15 protein-coding genes are annotated in these 17,896 nt (G+C 68.1%); 9 read left to right on the top strand and 6 right to left on the bottom strand.

Translation table 11 applies throughout. The features are described 5' to 3' along the window. Positions 1-6 precede the first annotated feature (6 nt). Both sucB and ACWETB_RS03440 read right to left on the bottom strand, forming a co-directional pair. Entirely contained in the window at positions 7-1,770 is a 1,764-nt protein-coding gene (sucB, locus tag ACWETB_RS03435) for a 2-oxoglutarate dehydrogenase, E2 component, dihydrolipoamide succinyltransferase (protein ID WP_452209299.1), read from the bottom strand. Positions 1,771-1,991: 221 nt separating this feature from the next. After that, positions 1,992-3,518, bottom strand: a complete 1,527-nt coding sequence (locus tag ACWETB_RS03440; RefSeq protein WP_452209301.1) for a leucyl aminopeptidase — start codon at positions 3,516-3,518, stop codon at positions 1,992-1,994. A 170-nt stretch (positions 3,519-3,688) separates the two neighbouring features. Here ACWETB_RS03440 and ACWETB_RS03445 point away from each other — a divergent pair, with 170 nt between their 5' ends. From ACWETB_RS03445 to ACWETB_RS03460, 4 genes are all read left to right on the top strand, one after another. Continuing rightward, positions 3,689-4,261: a CHAP domain-containing protein gene (locus ACWETB_RS03445; RefSeq protein WP_449743881.1), complete on the top strand. Its 573-nt coding sequence runs from the start codon at positions 3,689-3,691 to the stop codon at positions 4,259-4,261. A 115-nt stretch (positions 4,262-4,376) separates the two neighbouring features. Then, positions 4,377-5,486: a glycine cleavage system aminomethyltransferase GcvT gene (gene gcvT, locus ACWETB_RS03450; RefSeq protein ID WP_452209303.1), complete on the top strand. Its 1,110-nt coding sequence runs from the start codon at positions 4,377-4,379 to the stop codon at positions 5,484-5,486. Between the two features lie 65 nt (positions 5,487-5,551). Beyond that, positions 5,552-6,658 carry a branched-chain amino acid aminotransferase gene (locus ACWETB_RS03455; RefSeq protein WP_449743730.1) on the top strand — a complete coding sequence of 369 codons (1,107 nt, stop codon included), beginning with the start codon at positions 5,552-5,554 and terminating at the stop codon, positions 6,656-6,658. A 128-nt stretch (positions 6,659-6,786) separates the two neighbouring features. After that, positions 6,787-7,347: a mycothiol transferase gene (locus ACWETB_RS03460; RefSeq protein ID WP_452209305.1), complete on the top strand. Its 561-nt coding sequence runs from the start codon at positions 6,787-6,789 to the stop codon at positions 7,345-7,347. Positions 7,348-7,376: 29 nt separating this feature from the next. Here ACWETB_RS03460 and ACWETB_RS03465 read toward each other — a convergent pair whose 3' ends face one another. Genes ACWETB_RS03465 through ACWETB_RS03475 form a run of 3 tightly spaced genes read right to left on the bottom strand, consistent with a single transcriptional unit; the run spans position 7,377 to position 10,672 of the window. After that, positions 7,377-8,165: an adenosylcobinamide-GDP ribazoletransferase gene (locus tag ACWETB_RS03465; protein WP_449743728.1), complete on the bottom strand. Its 789-nt coding sequence runs from the start codon at positions 8,163-8,165 to the stop codon at positions 7,377-7,379. Between the two features lie 11 nt (positions 8,166-8,176). Beyond that, complete coding sequence (cobT, locus tag ACWETB_RS03470) at positions 8,177-9,979, bottom strand: nicotinate-nucleotide--dimethylbenzimidazole phosphoribosyltransferase (protein ID WP_452209307.1); 1,803 nt, start codon at positions 9,977-9,979, stop codon at positions 8,177-8,179. Positions 9,980-9,988: 9 nt separating this feature from the next. Next, the gene (locus ACWETB_RS03475; protein WP_452209309.1) at positions 9,989-10,672 is read right to left on the bottom strand and encodes a DUF3043 domain-containing protein; all 684 of its coding nucleotides are present in this window, start codon (positions 10,670-10,672) and stop codon (positions 9,989-9,991) included. 101 nt (positions 10,673-10,773) lie between these two features. Between ACWETB_RS03475 and ACWETB_RS03480 the strand changes: the two genes are divergently transcribed. From ACWETB_RS03480 to ACWETB_RS03490, 3 genes are all read left to right on the top strand, one after another. After that, on the top strand, positions 10,774-11,835 hold the full coding sequence (locus ACWETB_RS03480; protein ID WP_449743725.1) for a glycerate kinase family protein: 1,062 nt from the start codon (positions 10,774-10,776) through the stop codon (positions 11,833-11,835). A gap of 225 nt (positions 11,836-12,060) precedes the next feature. Then, positions 12,061-12,420: a HesB/IscA family protein gene (locus tag ACWETB_RS03485; RefSeq protein WP_348804129.1), complete on the top strand. Its 360-nt coding sequence runs from the start codon at positions 12,061-12,063 to the stop codon at positions 12,418-12,420. Positions 12,421-12,557: 137 nt separating this feature from the next. Next, positions 12,558-13,529, top strand: coding sequence for a carbohydrate kinase family protein (locus ACWETB_RS03490; RefSeq protein ID WP_452209311.1), 972 nt, complete (start codon positions 12,558-12,560; stop codon positions 13,527-13,529). Positions 13,530-13,913: 384 nt separating this feature from the next. Here the strand turns inward: ACWETB_RS03490 and asnB are convergent, their stop codons facing one another. Beyond that, positions 13,914-15,839, bottom strand: coding sequence for an asparagine synthase (glutamine-hydrolyzing) (gene asnB / locus ACWETB_RS03495; protein WP_452209313.1), 1,926 nt, complete (start codon positions 15,837-15,839; stop codon positions 13,914-13,916). Between the two features lie 426 nt (positions 15,840-16,265). On the opposite strand from asnB, the gene ctaC reads away from it, so the two are divergent. Together ctaC and ACWETB_RS03505 are read left to right on the top strand one after the other, a co-directional pair. Next, complete coding sequence (ctaC, locus tag ACWETB_RS03500; RefSeq protein ID WP_348804261.1) at positions 16,266-17,321, top strand: aa3-type cytochrome oxidase subunit II; 1,056 nt, start codon at positions 16,266-16,268, stop codon at positions 17,319-17,321. A 6-nt stretch (positions 17,322-17,327) separates the two neighbouring features. Next, positions 17,328-17,744, top strand: a complete 417-nt coding sequence (locus ACWETB_RS03505; RefSeq protein ID WP_348804126.1) for a cytochrome c oxidase subunit 4 — start codon at positions 17,328-17,330, stop codon at positions 17,742-17,744. Positions 17,745-17,896 lie beyond the last annotated feature (152 nt).

Genomic DNA, 17,896 nt, shown 5'->3' on the forward strand with positions numbered 1-17,896 from the left:
GTGGCCTTAGAGCCCGAGGTCGGCGGCGAACTCGCCGGCCTCGAGTCGCTTCTTGATGGTCGTCAGGAAGCGACCGGCGTCGGCACCGTCGATGAGGCGGTGATCGTAGGTCAGCGGCAGATACGACATCGACCGCACGGCGATCGACTCCGAGCCGTCGGTGGTGATGACGACCGGACGCTTGACGATCGCACCGGTGCCGAGCATCGCCGCCTGCGGCGGGACCAGGATCGGGGTGTCGAACAAGGCGCCCTGGCTACCGATGTTGGTGATGGTGAACGTGCCACCGGCCAACTCGTCGGGCTTGAGGCCATTGCTGCGGGCGCGTGAGGCGATGTCGGCGATAGCGCGGGCCAGCCCGGCGATCGAGAGATCGTCGGCGTTGTGGATCACCGGTGACAGGAGTCCCTGTGGAGTGTCCACGGCGATACCGAGATGCACCTTGTCGTAGTAGGTGATCTCCTTCTTGTCCTCGTCGATGGAGGCGTTGACGTTCGGATGCAGCTTGAGCGACTCGACGACGGCCTTCGCGATGAACGGCAGGAAGGTGAGGTTGACCCCCTCGGACGCCTTGAACGAATCCTTGGCGGCCTTGCGCAGCGTCACGATCTTGGTCATGTCGACCTCGAAGACCTGGGTGAGCTGCGCGCTCGTCTGCAGCGACTCGCGGGTCTTCTTCGCGGTGATCTGCCGAATCCGGTTGATCTTCTGGGTGGTGCCGCGCAGCGCCGCCAGGTCGGGGTTGACCTCCGGGGACGCCTTCGGCGCGGCGGCGGGAGCGGCTGCCGGTGCGGGGGCGGCCGGTGCCTGCGGCTCGGGTGCCGGCGCCTTCTTGGCCTCGGCCGCGGCGAGCACATCCTGCTTGCGTATGCGACCGCCGACGCCGGTGCCCTTGAGGCTCGACAGGTCGATGTCGTTCTCGGCGGCCAGCTTGCGCACCAGAGGCGTCACATACGGCGTCGACTGCAGATCGTTGGAATCATCTGCGGGAGGAGCGGATTCGACCTTGACCGGTTCGGCCTCCGTCTTGGCCGGGGTCGGCGCGGCCTCTTCCTTCACGGGTTCCGGCTCGGGCTCGGGCTCGGGTTCCGGCTCCGGCTCGGGAGCGGAGGTGGCCGCGGAGGCATCGCCGATCACCGCGAGCTTGCCGCCGACCTCGACGACGTCATCCTCCTGCGCGAAGATCTCCAGCAGCGTGCCGGCGACCGGTGACGGGATCTCGGTGTCGACCTTATCGGTCGAGACCTCCAGCAGCGGTTCGTCTTCGGCGACCTCGTCGCCGACGGCCTTGAGCCAGTTGGTCACGGTGCCCTCGGTGACCGACTCGCCCAGCGCGGGCATCACCACATCGGTTCCGGAGGCGCCGCTGCCGCCGTTGGCGGCGGGCTTCTCGGCGGGGGCGTCGGCCTCGGTCGACGGTGCTTCGGCAGCTTCTTCGGGTTCGCCGGCGTCGGTGGGCTCGTCGCCCCCGGCCGAATCCTCGGAGCCCGAATCGTCGGAGCCCGAGTCGTCGGAATCGCCCGCGGACTCGCCGGCCTCACCGATCAGCGCCAGTTCGCCGCCGATCTCGACGACGTCGTCCTCCTGGGCGATGATCTTGGTCAGCACGCCCGATGCGGGGGCGGGGATCTCCGTGTCGACCTTGTCGGTGGAGACCTCCAGCAAGGGCTCGTCGGCCTCGACCGTGTCGCCTTCCTCCTTCAGCCACCGGGTGACTGTCCCCTCGGTGACACTCTCACCAAGGGCGGGCATTTGGACGGAGAAGGCCATTGCTGTTGACTCCTGAACTCGACGCGGTGGGTCCGATGATCCGGTGGGCCGACGGTGTGTGCGCCATCGGTCCCGGGCGGCGTCTGGGTGGTCGGCCGCCCTCCGGCTAAACCCTACCCGGCGAGGGTCGGCCAGTCCTGACGTGTCCGAACATTCGGTGCCCGTGTGTTGACCGCCGCCACGGCCGGCCTGTTGTCGCCGCGCCCCGCGGCGACCCCGCCTCAGCCGTTCTCGGCGATGTCCTCGAGGACCCGTGCGATCGTCCGAACCGGTACGCCCGTACCACCCTTGGGGGTGTATCCCCAGGGGCCGCCGGTGTTGAAAGCGGGTCCGGCGATGTCGATGTGGGCCCACTGCACTCCCTCGGGCACGAACTCCTTGAGGAAGAGTCCGGCCGCGAGCATGCCGCCCCAGCGGGCCGGGGTGACGTTGGCGATGTCGGCGACACGGGACTTGAGATCGGCGCGCAGTTCCGCCGGAAGCGGCATCGGCCAGGCGTTCTCGCCGACCTCCTGGGACAGGGTCGCCACGCGATCGCGGAACTCGTCGGTCCCCATCACGCCGGGGGTGCGGGTGCCCAGGGCCACCATCTGCGCCCCGGTCAGGGTGGCGGTGTCGATCAGATAATCGGGGTCGTCCTCGCCGGCGCGGACCATCGCGTCGGCCAGCACCAGCCGGCCCTCGGCGTCGGTGTTGAGGACCTCCACGGTCATGCCGCCGTACTGGGTGAGCACGTCTCCGGGGCGCTGCGCGGTTCCCGACGGCATGTTCTCGGCCATCGGCACCGTCGCGGTCACCGACACCGGCAACTCCAGGCGCGCGGCCAGGATGGTCGCGGCGATCACCGCGGCCGCACCTCCCATGTCGGAGGTCATCTGATCCATGTTGGCGGCCGGTTTGATGGAGATGCCGCCGGTGTCGAAGGTGATGCCCTTGCCGACGAGGGCGACCTTCTTGGCCGACTTCTTGCCGGTGTGGCTGAGACGGACCAGGCGCGGCAGGCGCGACGAGCCCTTGCCGACACCCACGATGCCGCCGTAGCCGCCCTTCTCCAGGGAGTCGAAGTCGAGGATCTCCACCTTGAGGCCGGCCTTCGATCCGAGGGCGCGGGCGCGTTCGGCGAACTCCTCCGGATACAGGTGACTCGGCGGGGTGTTGACGAAGTCGCGGGCGATCGCCACCGAATCGGCCACCGCGAGCGCGTGCGCGAGATCGGCCTTCGCGGTCTTGGACGCGGAATCGACGAGCAGGTCGATGGTGGTGGGCGGCAGCTTCTTCGGTGCCGACTTCTCCGAGCGGAACTCGTCGAAGCGGTACGCGCCGAGGAACAGGCCCTCGGTCGCGGCCTGCAGGTCGGCGGCGGCCAAGGTGGTGGCGACCTGATCGAAACCGTCGAGGGCGCGGGCCACCACGCCGGCGGCCTGACGCACCTTCTCGGGATCGTCGGCCGACGCCTCGTCGCCGAGGCCGACGGCCACGACGACGGAGACCCCGAGTGATTCCGGCGCGGCGATCCGGGTGACCTCGCCGTGCGATCCGGTCGCGCCGAGCGCCGCGAGCCCGGCGCTGATCTGGGCGGCCTGCGCGTCGTCGAGGACGTCGGCGGCCAGCAGCAGCGTGGGGGACTCCTCGGTATCGCCGGCGGCCGACAACAGGCCCACGACGAGTGCCTCGTCCTTCTTGTCCAGCGACGTGGTCAGGGTGATCTGGGGGCCGCGCGTGCGGTCGACGTTCTCGTTCTTGCTCACCCGGTCCACATTGCCACAGCGACGTCGCCCGGGTGGCCCGTCATTCGCGCGTCGGAGGGTTACGGCCGGGGTCACTGCGTGCACGTCGCCGTCCTTCTATTCTCGGCACGGTGAGATCTGCGGTGAACTCGCCACGGTCGCGGACGCGATGGGCCCTCGGTATCGGCGTGCTGCTCGTCGTCGCCTGCGTGGCCGCGGTGATCGGGGTGCGGGCGGTGGGCGGTGACGGCGATCCGTTGTCGCGGGCGGTCGGTGCGCTGGTGCCGTCGGCCCGGCCCGCCTTCCCCGCCGTCGACACCGCCACGCTCGACCCTCAGCGGCGCGCGATCATCGAGGCCGTTCACCGCGAATACGACGCGAACGCGCCCGCGACCACCTTCTCCGAGGGCGTCAACGAACCGTGGTGCGCCGACTTCGTCAGCACCGTGATGCGCGAATCCGGTGTGCCGCTGCGCAATCCGAATTCGGGTTCCTGGCGCATCCCGGGTGTGGCGACGCTGACGGACTACCTGCGCGATTCCGGCCGCTGGCGCGGGGCACAGTACCGTCCGCAACCTGGCGACATCGTCGTCTACGACCACCCGAGCCCCTGGGGGCAGCACACCAACATCGTCGTCGCGGTCGACGGCGATCGGGTGAGCACCGTCGGCGGCAATCAGCCGCCGGACGGCATCACCCTGCACACCACCGATCTGGGTGCCGACGCGGGGGTGCAGGGTTTCGGTGTGCCGGCCGCCGGATAGCGGACCGGTGGCATACGGGCTGTGGCATACGGACGGTGGCATACGGACGGTGACACACGGACAGTGACACACGGACTGGGCGGCGGACCCGGCGGGACGCGGTAGGTTCTAGGCCATGACTGAGCTTCTGGCCGGACCGATCGCAGACCGTCATCAGGCCCTCGGCGCCTCCTTCGCCGAGTTCGGTGGGTGGGACATGCCGGTGTCGTACTCGGGCACCGTCGCCGAGCACACCGCGGTGCGCGAGGCGGTCGGCATCTTCGATGTCAGCCACCTCGGCAAGGCGCTCGTGGCCGGGCCCGGAGCCGCCGACTTCGTCAACGCCACGCTCACCAACGACCTCGGCAAGATCGGCGTCGGCAAGGCTCAATACACGTTGTGTTGCAACGATTCCGGTGGCGTCGTCGACGACCTGATCGCCTATCTCGTCGGGCCCGACGAGGTTTTCCTGGTGCCGAATGCCGCCAACACCGCGTCGGTGGTGGCGGCGCTGACGGCGGTCGCCCCCGATGGGGTGACGGTAACCGACCAGCACCGCGACTTCGCGGTGTTTGCGGTGCAGGGACCGAAGAGTCCCGAGGTGCTCGCCGCCGTCGGTCTGCCCACCGACATGGAGTACATGGCCTTCGCCGATGCCGACCTGTCCGTCGGCGACGCCGCCTACCCCGTGCGGGTGTGCCGGACCGGGTACACCGGCGAACGCGGCTACGAGATCCTGCCGCGGTGGGACGACGCCGGCGCGGTGTTCGACGCCCTGCTGACCCAGGTCAGTGCGGCCGGTGGCCTGCCCGCCGGCCTCGGCGCCCGGGACACGTTACGCACCGAGATGGGGTATGCGCTGCACGGTCACGAACTGTCCGTGGACGTCACGCCCATCCAGGCCCGGTGTAGCTGGGCGGTGGGCTGGGGCAAACCCGAATTCTTTGGTCGCGCAGCACTATTGGCGGAGAAGGAAGCCGGACCGAAGCGCCGGCTCTACGGTCTGCGCGCCACCGGTCGCGGCGTGCCCCGGGCCGGATGTGCGGTGCTCGGCGGACCCGGCGGCGAGGTGATCGGAGAATGCACATCCGGCACCTTCTCCCCGACCCTGAAGCAGGGCATCGCGCTCGCGCTGATCGACACCGCGTCCGGTGTCGGCAAGGGTGCGCAGGTCGTCGTCGACGTGCGCGGGCGAGAGCTTCCCGTCGAGGTCCTCATCCCGCCGTTCGTGCCGTCGCACGTGTAGCGTCCGCTCACCGCACGCGACGGGCGGGGGAGAAACACGTTGCGCGGCGGCGGTACCATTGGCCAATGACCTTGCAGTTCACCCGTACCGAGCATCCCCATCCGGTGTCGGAGTCGCAGCGCGCGGACATTCTCGCCGCGCCCGGTTTCGGCAAGTACTTCACCGACAACATGGTGATGGTGGATTACGACGTAGACCGCGGGTGGCACAACGCGAAGGTGACGCCCTACGGTCCGATCGCGCTCGACCCGTCGGCGATGGTGCTGCACTACGGCCAGGAGGTCTTCGAAGGACTCAAGGCCTACCGGCAGCCCGACGGCTCGATCGCCGCGTTCCGCCCGGAGGCCAACGGCCTGCGTCTGCAGCGGTCGGGAGAACGGCTGGCGATGCCGCCGCTGTCGGTCGAGGACTTCCTCGGCTCACTGCGTGCACTTCTCGACGCCGACAATGAGTGGGTGCCCGCTGCCGGCGGCGAAGAGGCGCTCTACCTCCGCCCGTTCATGTTCGCCTCGCAGGCCGGACTCGGCGTCAACGCGCCGTCGTCGGAATACCGGTACTGCGTCATCGCCTCACCGGCAGGCGCCTACTTCTCCGGCGGCATCCGGCCCGTCAGCGTGTGGCTGTCCACCGAGTACGTCCGCGCGGTGCCCGGCGGCACCGGCTTCGCCAAGTGCGGCGGAAACTATGCCGCGAGCTTTCTCGCCCAGCAGCAGGCCACCGCCAAGGGATGCGATCAGGTCGTGTGGCTCGACGCCGTCGAGCGCCGCTTCATCGAGGAGATGGGCGGCATGAACCTGTTCTTCGTGTTCGGTTCCGGAGCCGATGCCCGCCTGGTCACCCCGGAGCTCACGGGATCGCTGCTGCCCGGTATCACCCGGGAATCGCTGCTGACCCTCGCCATCGATGCCGGATTCGCCGTCGAGGAACGCAAGATCTCAACCGAGGAACTGCGCAAGGGCGTGGCCTCCGGAGACATCACCGAGGTGTTCGCCTGCGGCACCGCCGCCGTGATCACCCCCGTCGGCCACGTCAAGAGCGAGACAGACGACTACGCCATCGGCGACGGTCAACCGGGTGAGGTGACCCTCGCACTGCGTGACACCCTTACAGGCATCCAGCGCGGAAAGTTCGCCGACACCCACGGCTGGATGACGGAGCTCTACCGGCGCTGAGCGCGGGGCCGCACCGGCGCTGAGCCGGACGTTTCTCCCGGACTTCTCCCTCGCGCGCATTGCGGACACGGATTGTCCGCAATACGCGCGATGCTGGTGGCAGTATCGCCCGATCAGAGGAGAACATCATGGGTTTTCTCGCCCCGCCCGTCACCGACGAGCACGACGCCATCACCCGGTTCCTGGTTCAGCAGATGGGTCAACTGCGGACCAGCGTTCACGGACTCACCGACGAGCAGTCGCGGCGGACGCCGGTGCCCAGCGCTCTGTCGATCCTCGGGTTGCTGACCCACATCGCCCAGGGCGTCGAACAATGGATCAACGCCGTCGAGATCGCACCGGAACAACGGACCCGGGACACGATCGTCTCGGTGTCCGAGCGGATGGGATTGGGCGACGGGTTTTTTGGCGGGGCCGAGCTTCCCGAACTGAACCTGGACGAGGTCCTGACGATTTATGACCGGGTTCTCGACTCGGTGCCCGCGCGGGTCGCCGCGATCGACCTGGACACGCGGGTTCCGGTACCCGACGCGCCGTGGTTCCCCGACGATCTCGACACATGGAATGCCCGTTGGGTTTTCGACCACCTGATGACCGAGGTCGCGCGGCACGCCGGGCATGCCGACATCATCCGTGAGGCACTCGACGGTGCGAACTCGTACGAACTGAATGCCCGCGTCGACGCCTGAGGTCGCCGACGGCCAAGAGTGGGGTGTGGTCAGAGGAGCATGCCGAGGAGCGTGATCGCGGTGCCGATCTCGATGACCGCACCGAGCACGTCGCCGGTGATGCCACCCATCCGCCGCGCACAGTGGGCGGAGAACACCCAGGTCACGGCGAGTGCGACGAGCGTGGTGACGCCGAGTCGGGTGGCCGAAGCGGCGGAGAACCCGGCCGATTCCGTCGCCAGACCGCCGATCACCACAGCGGCGCCGAGAGCGATGATCGACCACATGGCGACGGAAAGTCGCCCGGTGCCCGCCACCATCGATCCGAAACCGTTCGCGTGGGCCGGCGGCAACGACCGACGGGTGGCGATCACCGCGGCGACCCGCCCCAGGGTGATCGCGAAAGCCAGCTCCCACCAACGTCTTTCGGTGGTGAGTGTGGCGTATCCGATGATCTCGGTGGCGATCACCACGATGAGCGTGACCACCCCGAACGGTCCCACCGAGCCCGAGCGCATGACCTCGGCGACCCGCTCCGGCGGTCCGTAACAGCCGAGGCCGTCGGCGGTGTCGGCCAGACCGTCGACGTGCATCCCGCGGGTCAGCAGGGCCAGGGCGGCCGCCACGAGGATTCCGATGAGTGCGGGGGGTGCGTCGGTGTGCGACAGCCCCCACGCGAGTGCGGTGACGAGTGCGCCGAGGGCCACGCCGACCACAGGCACGGCGGCCATCACCGCTCGCCCGGTCGCGCGGTCCGGGTCGGAGGGTGTCCAACGATGCGGCACCGGCAGCACGGTCAGCCACGAGAAGGCGACGACGACGCCGCGCGCGGTGAGCATCGTCGAATCGCTCAGCTGGTCGGTATCGGCTGCGGCGCAGGCGAATCCGGATTGTCGTCGCCGGCGTCGGTATCCCGATCCGCGGCGTCGGATACCCCGGCCTCGCCGAACGTCGACATCGACCGCATCACGTCGACCGCCGAGATCACCGTCGGCAGTGCGGTCAACGCACCGGTACCCTCGCCGAGTCGCATCGACAGCTCCAGCAGAGGCTCGAGGTCGAGGTACTCCAACGCGAACGCATGCGCAGGTTCGGCCGACCGGTGTCCGGCGAGCCACCACCGGGTGGCACCCGGCGCCATCTCGATCGCGATCAGCGCTGCGGCGGTGACCACCACGCCGTCGAGGATCACCGGGGTGCGCCGTTTGGCGGCCTGCGCGAGGAAACCGGCCATCGCGGCGATGTCGGCACCGCCGACCGCCGCGACCAGAGCCAGGGGATCGCTGCGGTGCCTGCGCCCGCGGCGCATCCCGTCGCGGATTGCGGCCGTCTTGCGCATCCAGCCCAGATCGTCGATGCCGGTGCCGCGGCCGACCACCTCGACCGGCTCGTGCCGGGTGAGTGTGCCGATGATGACCGCCGACGGCGTCGTGTTGCCGATACCCATGTCGCCGGCGATGAGCAGATCCACGCCGGAGTCGACGAGGTCGTCGGCGATGGCGCGTCCGGCGGCGATCGCGGTCCGCGCCTCGGTGACCGTCAGTGCATCGGTGGTGCGGAGATCGTTGCTCGAACGGCGCACCTTGTAGGTCGAGACCTCCGGTGCGGTATCGGCGTCCACCGCCATGTCGACCACCCGCACGTGGGCGCCGCATCGGCGGGCGAGGACATTGACTGCGGCGCCGCCGCCGGCGATGTTGGCGACCATCTGTGCGGTGACCTCGGGCGGGTAGGCCGACACGCCACCGGCCTGGGCGACGCCGTGGTCGCCGGCGAACACGACCACCGACGGTGCCTCGATCGCCCGCGGCGGGCACACCCCCTGGCACGCCGAGATCCACACCCCGAGTTCCTCCATGCGGCCCAGGGAGCCGACCGGTTTGGTGAGGTCCCGCTGACGGGCGCGGGCCGCCTCGGCGACATCCTCGTCGGGAGGGGCGATCGCGGAGAAGACCTCGGCGTCGGTCGGATCGAGCGCTGTCAGTGGACGCGCGGGCGCTGTCGACGAGGTTTCGGGCGCTGTCGACGAGGTTTCGGGCGCTGTCGACGAGGTTTCGGGCGCTGTCGGTGGGGTGGCGGTCGCCGGTACCGGGGCGGGAGCGGACACCGTCGGCGGAACGACGAGCTCGACGACGCGGCCCGCGACCACCAGCACCACGCGGTCGCAGACCCGGGCCACCGCCTCGTTGAGAGCACCCAACTCATCCTGGAACAGGCGCCCGGCCGGCGTCGGGGCCACCGGAGACATGCCGACCTCGGAGCTGATGAGCACCAGATCGCCACGATGTGCGGCGATCCCGGCGCACAGGTAGGCGGTCTCGGCCGCCCGGTCCGGGGCAACCGGGGCCGACCAGGCCTGCGTCGCATCCAGCCGAGCGGCGAGCCAGTTGCCGAGGTCGTCGACGAGGGTGGCGCCGTCGGGATTCGCGTGCAGGTGCTCGGCGAGCGAAGTGGTCTCGACGGTGGTGTAGCGCGCGTCGCGGCGGGCTCGGTGCCGTTCGACCCGAGCCGTCCACTCGGCGTCCGAAGTCAGGGTCGGACCCGTGGCGATGTAGCTGACCCGGTCGGCTCCGCGGAGCAGTGACTCGCCGAAACCCGACTTGCCCGACCGCACGCCGCCCAGGACGAGGGTGCGTGTCCCCGATGTGGCCATCTGAAACCGTCAGACTTCGTCGCCGACGGACACCTGCGGCTTGGGTGCCCGCATCTGACGTAGCTGCATGGCGCGGGTGAACGCATACCAGCCGAGCTTGAGGCCGCCGTCGGTGCTGTCGGGGTAGCGTTCGCGCACCCGCTTGCTGACCAGCCGGCCCAGGATCACGCCGTCGATCGCCATCAGCACGACGAAGGCGAGCAGCAGGAAGGTGGAGTACACCGCGATCGACGGTACGAACATGACGACGATCAGCACGATCGCGAAGGGCATGAACAACCCGGCGAAATTGCGCCGGGAATCGACGATGTTGCGGGTGTAGCGGCGCACATCACCCTTGTCGCGCGGCATCAGATACCGCTCGTCGCCGGCCATCATCTTCTCGCGCTGCTCAAGGCGCTGCGCCCGACGGTCGGCGGCCACCGCCTTCTTCTCTTCCTTGCTCATCGAGCTCTTGAGCTCTTTCTTGCGGGCGCGGGCCTCGGCGCGGGTCGTCGGCGGGGGCGCCACCGGTCCGCGTCGACGTCCCTGAGCCTGCTTGCGTGAGGGCGTCGGCCGCCCCTTACCCGGTGTGTACGCGCTGCCCCGCTCTGACTTGGCGAGATCCACCGAACCCGTCGAATCATCGACATCCGACGCCTCGTCGGCACCGGACGCCGGCGCGGAATCGTCCTTCTTCCATGGCAGCTTCACACCTCGAGCGTAGGTGATCCGCGCTGCCGCGATGCGCAGACCTCCCTATACTTGCCGCGCATGGCGGCATGGGCATTCCACATCGGCGGGCGGGGGGCGCGATGCGCATCTTGATCGCACCGGACTCCTTCGGAAACACCCTCACCGCGGTTGCCGCGGCCGACGCCATCGCCCGGGGATGGTCGGCGTCGCGCCCCGACGACGACCTCGTCCACGCACCCCAATCCGACGGTGGCCCCGGCTTCGTCGCGGTGCTCGCCGATCGCTTCGGAACCGTGCACACCGAGACGGTTCCCGGCCCGCTGGGTGCCGCGGTGAGCGCACAGTGGCTGCTCGATGATCGTGACCCGCATCGGCCGGTCGCCTACATCGAATGCGCTCAGGCATGCGGCCTGCATCAACTCGGTGGTGCGCCGACCCCACGTACCGCGTTGGCCGCCGACACCGTCGGGGTCGGACAACTCGTCGATGCCGCATTGACCGCGGGTGCCACGTCGATCGTCGTCGGACTCGGCGGCAGCGCGAGCAGCGACGGTGGACGCGGACTCATCGACGCCCTCGGCGGTCCGGCGCAGGCGAAGGCCCGATGCGCCGGCGTCGACATCGTCGCGGCCTCCGACGTGGAGAATCCGTTGCTTGGTCCGAGCGGTGCGGTCGCGGTGTTCGGTCCCCAGAAGGGCGCCGACGCGGACGCCCTGTCGCGACTCGAGGAACGGATGACCCAGTGGAACCGGGTGTTGGCGACCATGGCGGGTCGCGACATCAGTGCGCAGGATGGTGCCGGCGCGGCCGGTGGATTGGGTGCCGCGCTCCTGGCGCTGGGCGGTCGGCGGATCTCGGGTGCATCGGTGGTCGCCGAGGCCACCGACCGTGACGGGGACATGGCCCGGGCCGATCTCCTGATCACCGGGGAAGGAAAGTTCGATTCGCAGACGCTGAAGGGCAAGGTCGTCTCGGCGCTGACCTCCTCGGCACAGGCCGCGGGGGTCCCGACCGTCGTCGTCGCGGGACAGGTGGCGCTGAGCGCCGAGGAGATCGCGGGTGCCGGGATCGCTGCCGCCTACGCCATCGTCGATCATGCCGGTTCGGTGCAGCTCGCGATGGACGATGCCGACCATCAACTCGAGTCGATGGTCTCCACGATCGCCGCGGCATGGGATTGAGGTCAGCGTCCGCGGCGTTGCCGGTGAACCACTCGCCTCCGGCGGGAATACCGGGCGACAAGGTACCGTTGATGGCGTAAGCGTGTAAACGTGCGTCCCGCGTACGTGCGCGGGGGTGTTCGGACGGACCAGCCCCGAAGGTACCGGCGACCGTGGTGGCCGGCCTCGAGAAATACATGAGAGCAAGTACTTCAGACGGGTACTGACAAGCACTGAGGAGCATCGATGACCGTGCAGAACGAATCCGGCGCCGTGACCGACACCGGGGTCATCCTGACCGACGCCGCCGCCTCGAAGGCCAAGGCACTGCTCGATCAGGAGGGTCGCGACGATCTGTCGCTGCGGATCGCCGTCCAGCCCGGCGGTTGCGCCGGCCTGCGGTACCAACTGTTCTTCGACGACCGCAGCCTCGACGGTGACCTCACCGCCGACTTCGCCGGCGTCACCCTCGCCGTCGACCGGATGAGCGCCCCGTATGTCCAGGGAGCGACCATCGACTTCGTCGACACCATCGAGAAGCAGGGTTTCACCATCGATAACCCGAACGCGACCGGCAGCTGCGCCTGCGGCGACTCCTTCAACTGAGCCCCGCCGACTCGAGCGATCACGACCGCATCCCCACCCGAATGGATCGGGTGGGGATGCGGTCGTTTGCGTCGACGGTCCGGTCGGTAGCGTGAAGGGTCGTTGAACGTGGACCGAATGAAGGGCTGATCTGACCCGTGAGCATCTTTGTGTGTGGCTCGATCGCGACCGACCATCTGATGAAGTTCCCCGGCAAGTTCTCCGAGCAACTGCTCGGTGATCACCTCGATCACATTTCGTTGAGCTTCCTCGCCGAGGATCTCGTCGTTCGTCGAGGCGGGGTCGCGGGCAACATCTGCTATGCGATGGGAGAACTCGGTGGCGCACCGGTCCTCATCGGTGCGGTCGGCGCCGACTTCGCCGACTACCGCGAATGGCTCGAGAACCGCGGGGTCGACTGCCAGGCCGTGCGCGTGTCCGATCGGCATCAGACGGCCCGATTCACCTGCACCACCGATGAGGCCATGGCGCAGCTCGCCTTCTTCTATGCGGGGGCGATGAGTGAGGCCCGTGAGATCGCGCTGGCCGACGTGATCGCGCGGACCGCGACACCCGACCTCGTCCTGATCGGTGCCGACGACCCGGAGGCGATGGTCGCCCATACCGCCGAATGCCGCGATCTGGGCATCCCGTTCGCCGCCGATCCGTCGCAGCAGCTTGCCCGTCTCGACGGCGAGGCCGCCCGCACCCTCATCGACGGCGCGACGTACCTGTTCACCAACGAGTACGAGTGGGGTCTGCTGCGCGAGAAGACCGGACTCACCGAGGATCGGGTCGCGGAGATGGTCGGCACCCGCATCACCACCCTCGGGGCCGGCGGCGTCGAGATCATCGAGCGCGACGGCAGTCGCATTCACGTCCCCGTGGTCCCGGAGACCGCCAAGGTCGATCCGACCGGCGTCGGCGACGGCTTCCGCGCAGGCTTTCTCACTGCGGTGAGCAAGGGACTCGGCTTCGAACGAGCCGCGCAACTCGGTTCGATGGTCGCGGTCCTCGTCCTGGAGACGGTGTCCACGCAGGACTGGAACTGGGATCACGACGCGGCCATCGCCCGCATCGAAGGCGCCTACGGAGCCGAGGCGGCCAAAGAAATCGCTGCTGTTTATTAGAGCCCGCGCCGCCAACACGCCAGGCTTTGGCGTCGGGTCTTCCTCCTCAGCGCATCATTTCGACGGAGCTCAACGCGGCGGCTTCGCCCGCTCTTCGTCGTGCAGACCCGACGCGACTGGCTCGTTGCCGGCGCGGACTCGCGAGGTGGGCCGATTGTGCGTGTCGCTCAAAGGTTTTCGTCGTGGTGAGTCCTCGCAAACCCGCTCACCACGCCCGCGGCGGGTGCCGAACTAGCCAGCGCCCACCCGGCACTTCGGACGACCACGCCCGGCGGGCGCGCCACGTCTGCACGACGAAGAGCGAGGAGCGAAGCGACGATGCGATGAGGAGGAAGTCGTGGTGCTTTGGCCCGCCGGGCACGCGCCGGCGGAGCCGGCGCCAAATTACAATCTCACCGGGTACGTCCGATCGGTGATGTCGGGGACGAGGGTCTTTTCGACGAAGATCGCGTGCCACACCATGAACATCAGCAGGGTCCAGAGGCGTCGGCTGTTGTCGACGACGCCGTCTCGGTGCTCGTCGAGCATCGCCAGGATGGCGGGCTTGTTGAGCAGGTGCTCGGTCTGTGAGGTGGTGATGGTGTCGCGGGCCCAGTCGTACATCTGGCCACCGGCCAGCCAGTGGCGGATGGGCACGGGGAAGCCGAGTTTCTTGCGGTGCAGCACATGCGGCGGGACGATCTGTTCGATCGCCTTGCGCAGTGCGTATTTGGTGGTGCCGTGGGAGATCTTCTCGTCGAAGGGTAGTGCTTCGGCGATCTTGAACACCTCGGGGTCGAGGAAGGGCACGCGCAGTTCGAGTGAGTTGGCCATGGTCATCTTGTCGGCCTTGACCAGGATGTCGCCGCGCAGCCAGGTGAACAGGTCGATGTGCTGCATCCGCGCGACGGGGTCCCATCCCTGGCTGCGGGCGTAGATCGGTGCCGTGACGTCGGTGTGGGTCCATTCGGGACGGTAATCCTTGAGGACGGCACGCAGGCGCGCGTCGTCGAAGCTGCGGGCGTTGCCGTAGTAGCGGTCCTCGAGGGGCAGTGAACCGCGGTGCAGCAGACTCTTGCCGCGGGTGCCCTCGGGGATCCGGTCGGAGACCTTTCCGGCGAGTCGGCGCAGCGAGCCCGGCAGTTTGTCGAATGTCGCCAGCGACAGTGGTTCCTTGTAGATGGTGTAGCCGCCGAAGAGTTCGTCGGCGCCTTCGCCGGAGAGCACCACCTTGACGTGTTTGCGCGCCTCGGCGGCGACGAAGTACAGCGGTACCAGGGCGGGGTCGGCGACAGGATCGTCGAGGTACCAGACGATCTTGGGGAGGGCGGCGATGAATTCGTTCTCGTCGACGACCTTGACGATGTGGCGTGCACCGATCGCCTCGGCCGATTCGACGGCGACGTCGACCTCGGAGTAACCGTCGCGCTCGAATCCGGTGGTGAAGGTGACCAGGTCGGGATTGTGGCGGATCGCGAGGGCTGCGATGGCGGTGGAGTCGATGCCGCCGGACAGGAATGAGCCGACGGTGACGTCGGCGCGCATGTGCTTGGCCACCGAGTCGGCGAGGACGTCGGCGATCTCGTCGTAGCGCTTCTGGCGGTCGGCGTCGGTGAACGGTCGCACGGTGAAATGCGGTGTGAAGTAGCGGGTGACCGAGGGTGGCTGCCCTGGCCGGAGCGTCGCATGACAGCCGGACTCGAGCCGGCGGATGCCGGCGTGCAGGGTTTCCGGCTCGGGAACGTATTGCAGCACGGTGTAGTGCTCGAGCGCGCGGGGGTCGAGATCGTGGGGGAGGGCGAGCCGGTCGAGGAGTTCGAGGACGCTCTTCTTCTCGCTGCCGAAGGCGGTGCCGCCGGGCCCGGTCGCGAGGAACATGGGTTTGATGCCGAATGGGTCGCGTGCGAGAAACAGGGTGCGGGTCTCGGTGTCCCAGATCGCGAACGCGAACATGCCGCGTAGGCGCCGGACGGCGTCGGGTCCCCAGTAGTGGAATGCGGCGACGATGGCCTCGCCGTCACCTTCGGTGTGGAAGACGGCGTGCTCGTCGGCGGCCAGTTCGGCGCGGATCTCGAGGTAGTTGTAGATCTCCCCGTTGAACACGAGGGCGTAGCGCTCGGGATTCTCCGGCGGCCCCCACCGCAGCGGTTGATGGGAGTGTTCGATGTCGATGATCGACAGTCGATTGAACCCGAGGACGAGATCGTCGTCGTGCCAGGTGCCCGGCTCGTCGGGTCCGCGGTGGCGCATGCAGTGCGAGGCCGTTGCGATGAGGTCGACGGCGGTGGCCGCCGAACCGTCGGAGGTCAGCAGACCAAGCAAGCCACACACCAGATACGTCACCCTTTGTCACTCGATGGAACGGTTCCGGGCGCACGGCGTCCCGGCCGCGTCCGAGTATGCCGTATCGCTGCCGGAGGGGCCGGATCGCATGGCCCGGCCGGTGCGCAGAATCCCACGCGAACAGGCCTTCGGAGGTCGGGGTTGCGGAATTCGACGCGCTGATCCACCCCAACCGAAAAAGTTCCCGGGAGTTGGTCTACGCTGCGTAGTACATGGGCGCGGCCACGGTGGAAACCGTGGTGTCCGTGGGCGTTCGGCCGATCGGGCCGAGGGTCGGCGGATGTGGCGCGTCCAGGCAGGTCATGTGGCATGCGACTCGTCCGGCGTCTCGTCGCGACGAGCGAGCAGGAAGGCGTGAAATTGGCACACGGTGGACGGCCCCCGGCCCGACGTGTTTCGTCCGCGTCGCGGACGGTGAAGCGGCTCGGGATCGTCGCGATCCTCGCCGTCGGCGCGCTGTTGATGACGGGATGCAGCGGCGAGGAGATCGTGCGGTTTGGCTGGCCGGTCGGTGTGACCCCCGAGGCCGAGGTGATGCGCAAGCTGTGGACGTGGTCGGTCATCGCCGCGTTGCTGATGGGCATCCTGGTGTGGGCCCTGATCTTCTGGACCATCACCTTCCATCGCCACAAGGACGGTAAGGACGAGTTCCCGCGGCAGACGGCCTACAACGTGCCGCTGGAACTGACCTACACCGCCATTCCCTTCGTCATCATCGCGGTCCTGTTCTACTTCACCGTGATCGTGCAGAACCAGGTCGAGAAGAAGACCGACGATCCGAAGGTCGTCGTCGATGTAACCGCCTTCCAGTGGAATTGGAAGTTCGGTTACCGCGAAGCCGAGTTGGGTGGCCAACGCACCGAGTTCCCCAGTGCGCTGGGCAGTCCGTTTGATCTGCAGCTGCAGGAGAACACCCATCACGGCGAGCCCCTTCCGGGTCCGGCCGGCGGACGTGACGACGACATCCGTAACTACCTGCGGTTCGACAAGATCGAGACGCTCGGTACCTCGACCACGATCCCGGTGCTGGTGCTGCCGACCGATCAGCGTATCCAGTTCGAACTGGCCGCCGCGGACGTCGTGCACTCGTTCTGGGTCCCCGAGTTCCTGTTCAAGCGCGACGTGATGCCCTTCCCCGAGCAGAACCACACCGACAACGTCTTCCAGATCGAGAAGATCGAACGTGAGGGCGCCTTCGTCGGGCGTTGTGCGGAAATGTGCGGCACCTACCACTCGATGATGAACTTCGAGGTCCGCGCGGTCTCGCCGGCCGATTTCGAGCGGTACCTGCGCTACCGCGACACGAATCCGGACGCCACCAACGGTGAAGCGCTGCAGGCGATCTGCCAGCAGCCCGAGTCCGTGGTGACCGTCCCGTTCGACACCCGTCGCAAGAGTAATGGCACCGCCACCGCCACCGGCGACCCGAACAACACCCGTATCCCCGGCTGCACCCCTCAAGGAGCGTGACGTCCAATGAAGGTTGAAGCGAGGCTCTTCGAGCTGCTCACGGCGTTCTTCTTCCTCGCCGCCATCATCTACACGCTGTGCACAGTGTTCACCTCGCGTGGCGTCGAGTGGGTCGGTGTGGTCGCCATGTTCTTCAGTGGTGGTTTGACGCTGATCGCGGGCACGTACTTCCGGTTCGTCGCCCGTCGCGTCGAGATCCGTCCGGAAGACTACGAGGATGCCGAGATCGAGGACGGCGCAGGCGAACTCGGTTTCTTCAGTCCGCACTCGTGGTGGCCGATCCTCATCGCCGGTTCGGCCGCGATGTTTGCGATCGCCTTCGCCACCGGCAACATCTGGCTGGCCATTTTCGCGGCCGCCTGCATCATCGGCAGCGCGTGTGGCCTGGTGTTCGAGTACCACGTCGGCCCGGAAAAGCACTGACCGAGAAGCACTGAAAGCTGCTACATACAGCCGCATTCCCCGCGTGGGGATGCGGCTGTTGTGTTGCCTGGTGCACCCGCCATGAACGTTGAGCGCGTTCCACATCAACGGCGCTCTCACCTGACTTCCAAGACGGCGCTGTCAACGCATTC

Source organism: Gordonia sp. NPDC003950, assembly GCF_053605205.1.

Coding starts and splice junctions, on each gene's coding strand:
- ACWETB_RS03465 (WP_449743728.1), bottom strand. CDS start 8,165: ATGCTCACCGCGCGCGGCGTCGTCGTCGCCTTCTCGTGGCTGACCGTG.
- gcvT (WP_452209303.1), top strand. CDS start 4,377: ATGACTGAGCTTCTGGCCGGACCGATCGCAGACCGTCATCAGGCCCTC.
- cobT (WP_452209307.1), bottom strand. CDS start 9,979: ATGGCCACATCGGGGACACGCACCCTCGTCCTGGGCGGCGTGCGGTCG.
- ACWETB_RS03505 (WP_348804126.1), top strand. CDS start 17,328: ATGAAGGTTGAAGCGAGGCTCTTCGAGCTGCTCACGGCGTTCTTCTTC.
- sucB (WP_452209299.1), bottom strand. CDS start 1,770: ATGGCCTTCTCCGTCCAAATGCCCGCCCTTGGTGAGAGTGTCACCGAG.
- ACWETB_RS03480 (WP_449743725.1), top strand. CDS start 10,774: ATGCGCATCTTGATCGCACCGGACTCCTTCGGAAACACCCTCACCGCG.
- ACWETB_RS03485 (WP_348804129.1), top strand. CDS start 12,061: ATGACCGTGCAGAACGAATCCGGCGCCGTGACCGACACCGGGGTCATC.
- ACWETB_RS03460 (WP_452209305.1), top strand. CDS start 6,787: ATGGGTTTTCTCGCCCCGCCCGTCACCGACGAGCACGACGCCATCACC.
- ACWETB_RS03455 (WP_449743730.1), top strand. CDS start 5,552: ATGACCTTGCAGTTCACCCGTACCGAGCATCCCCATCCGGTGTCGGAG.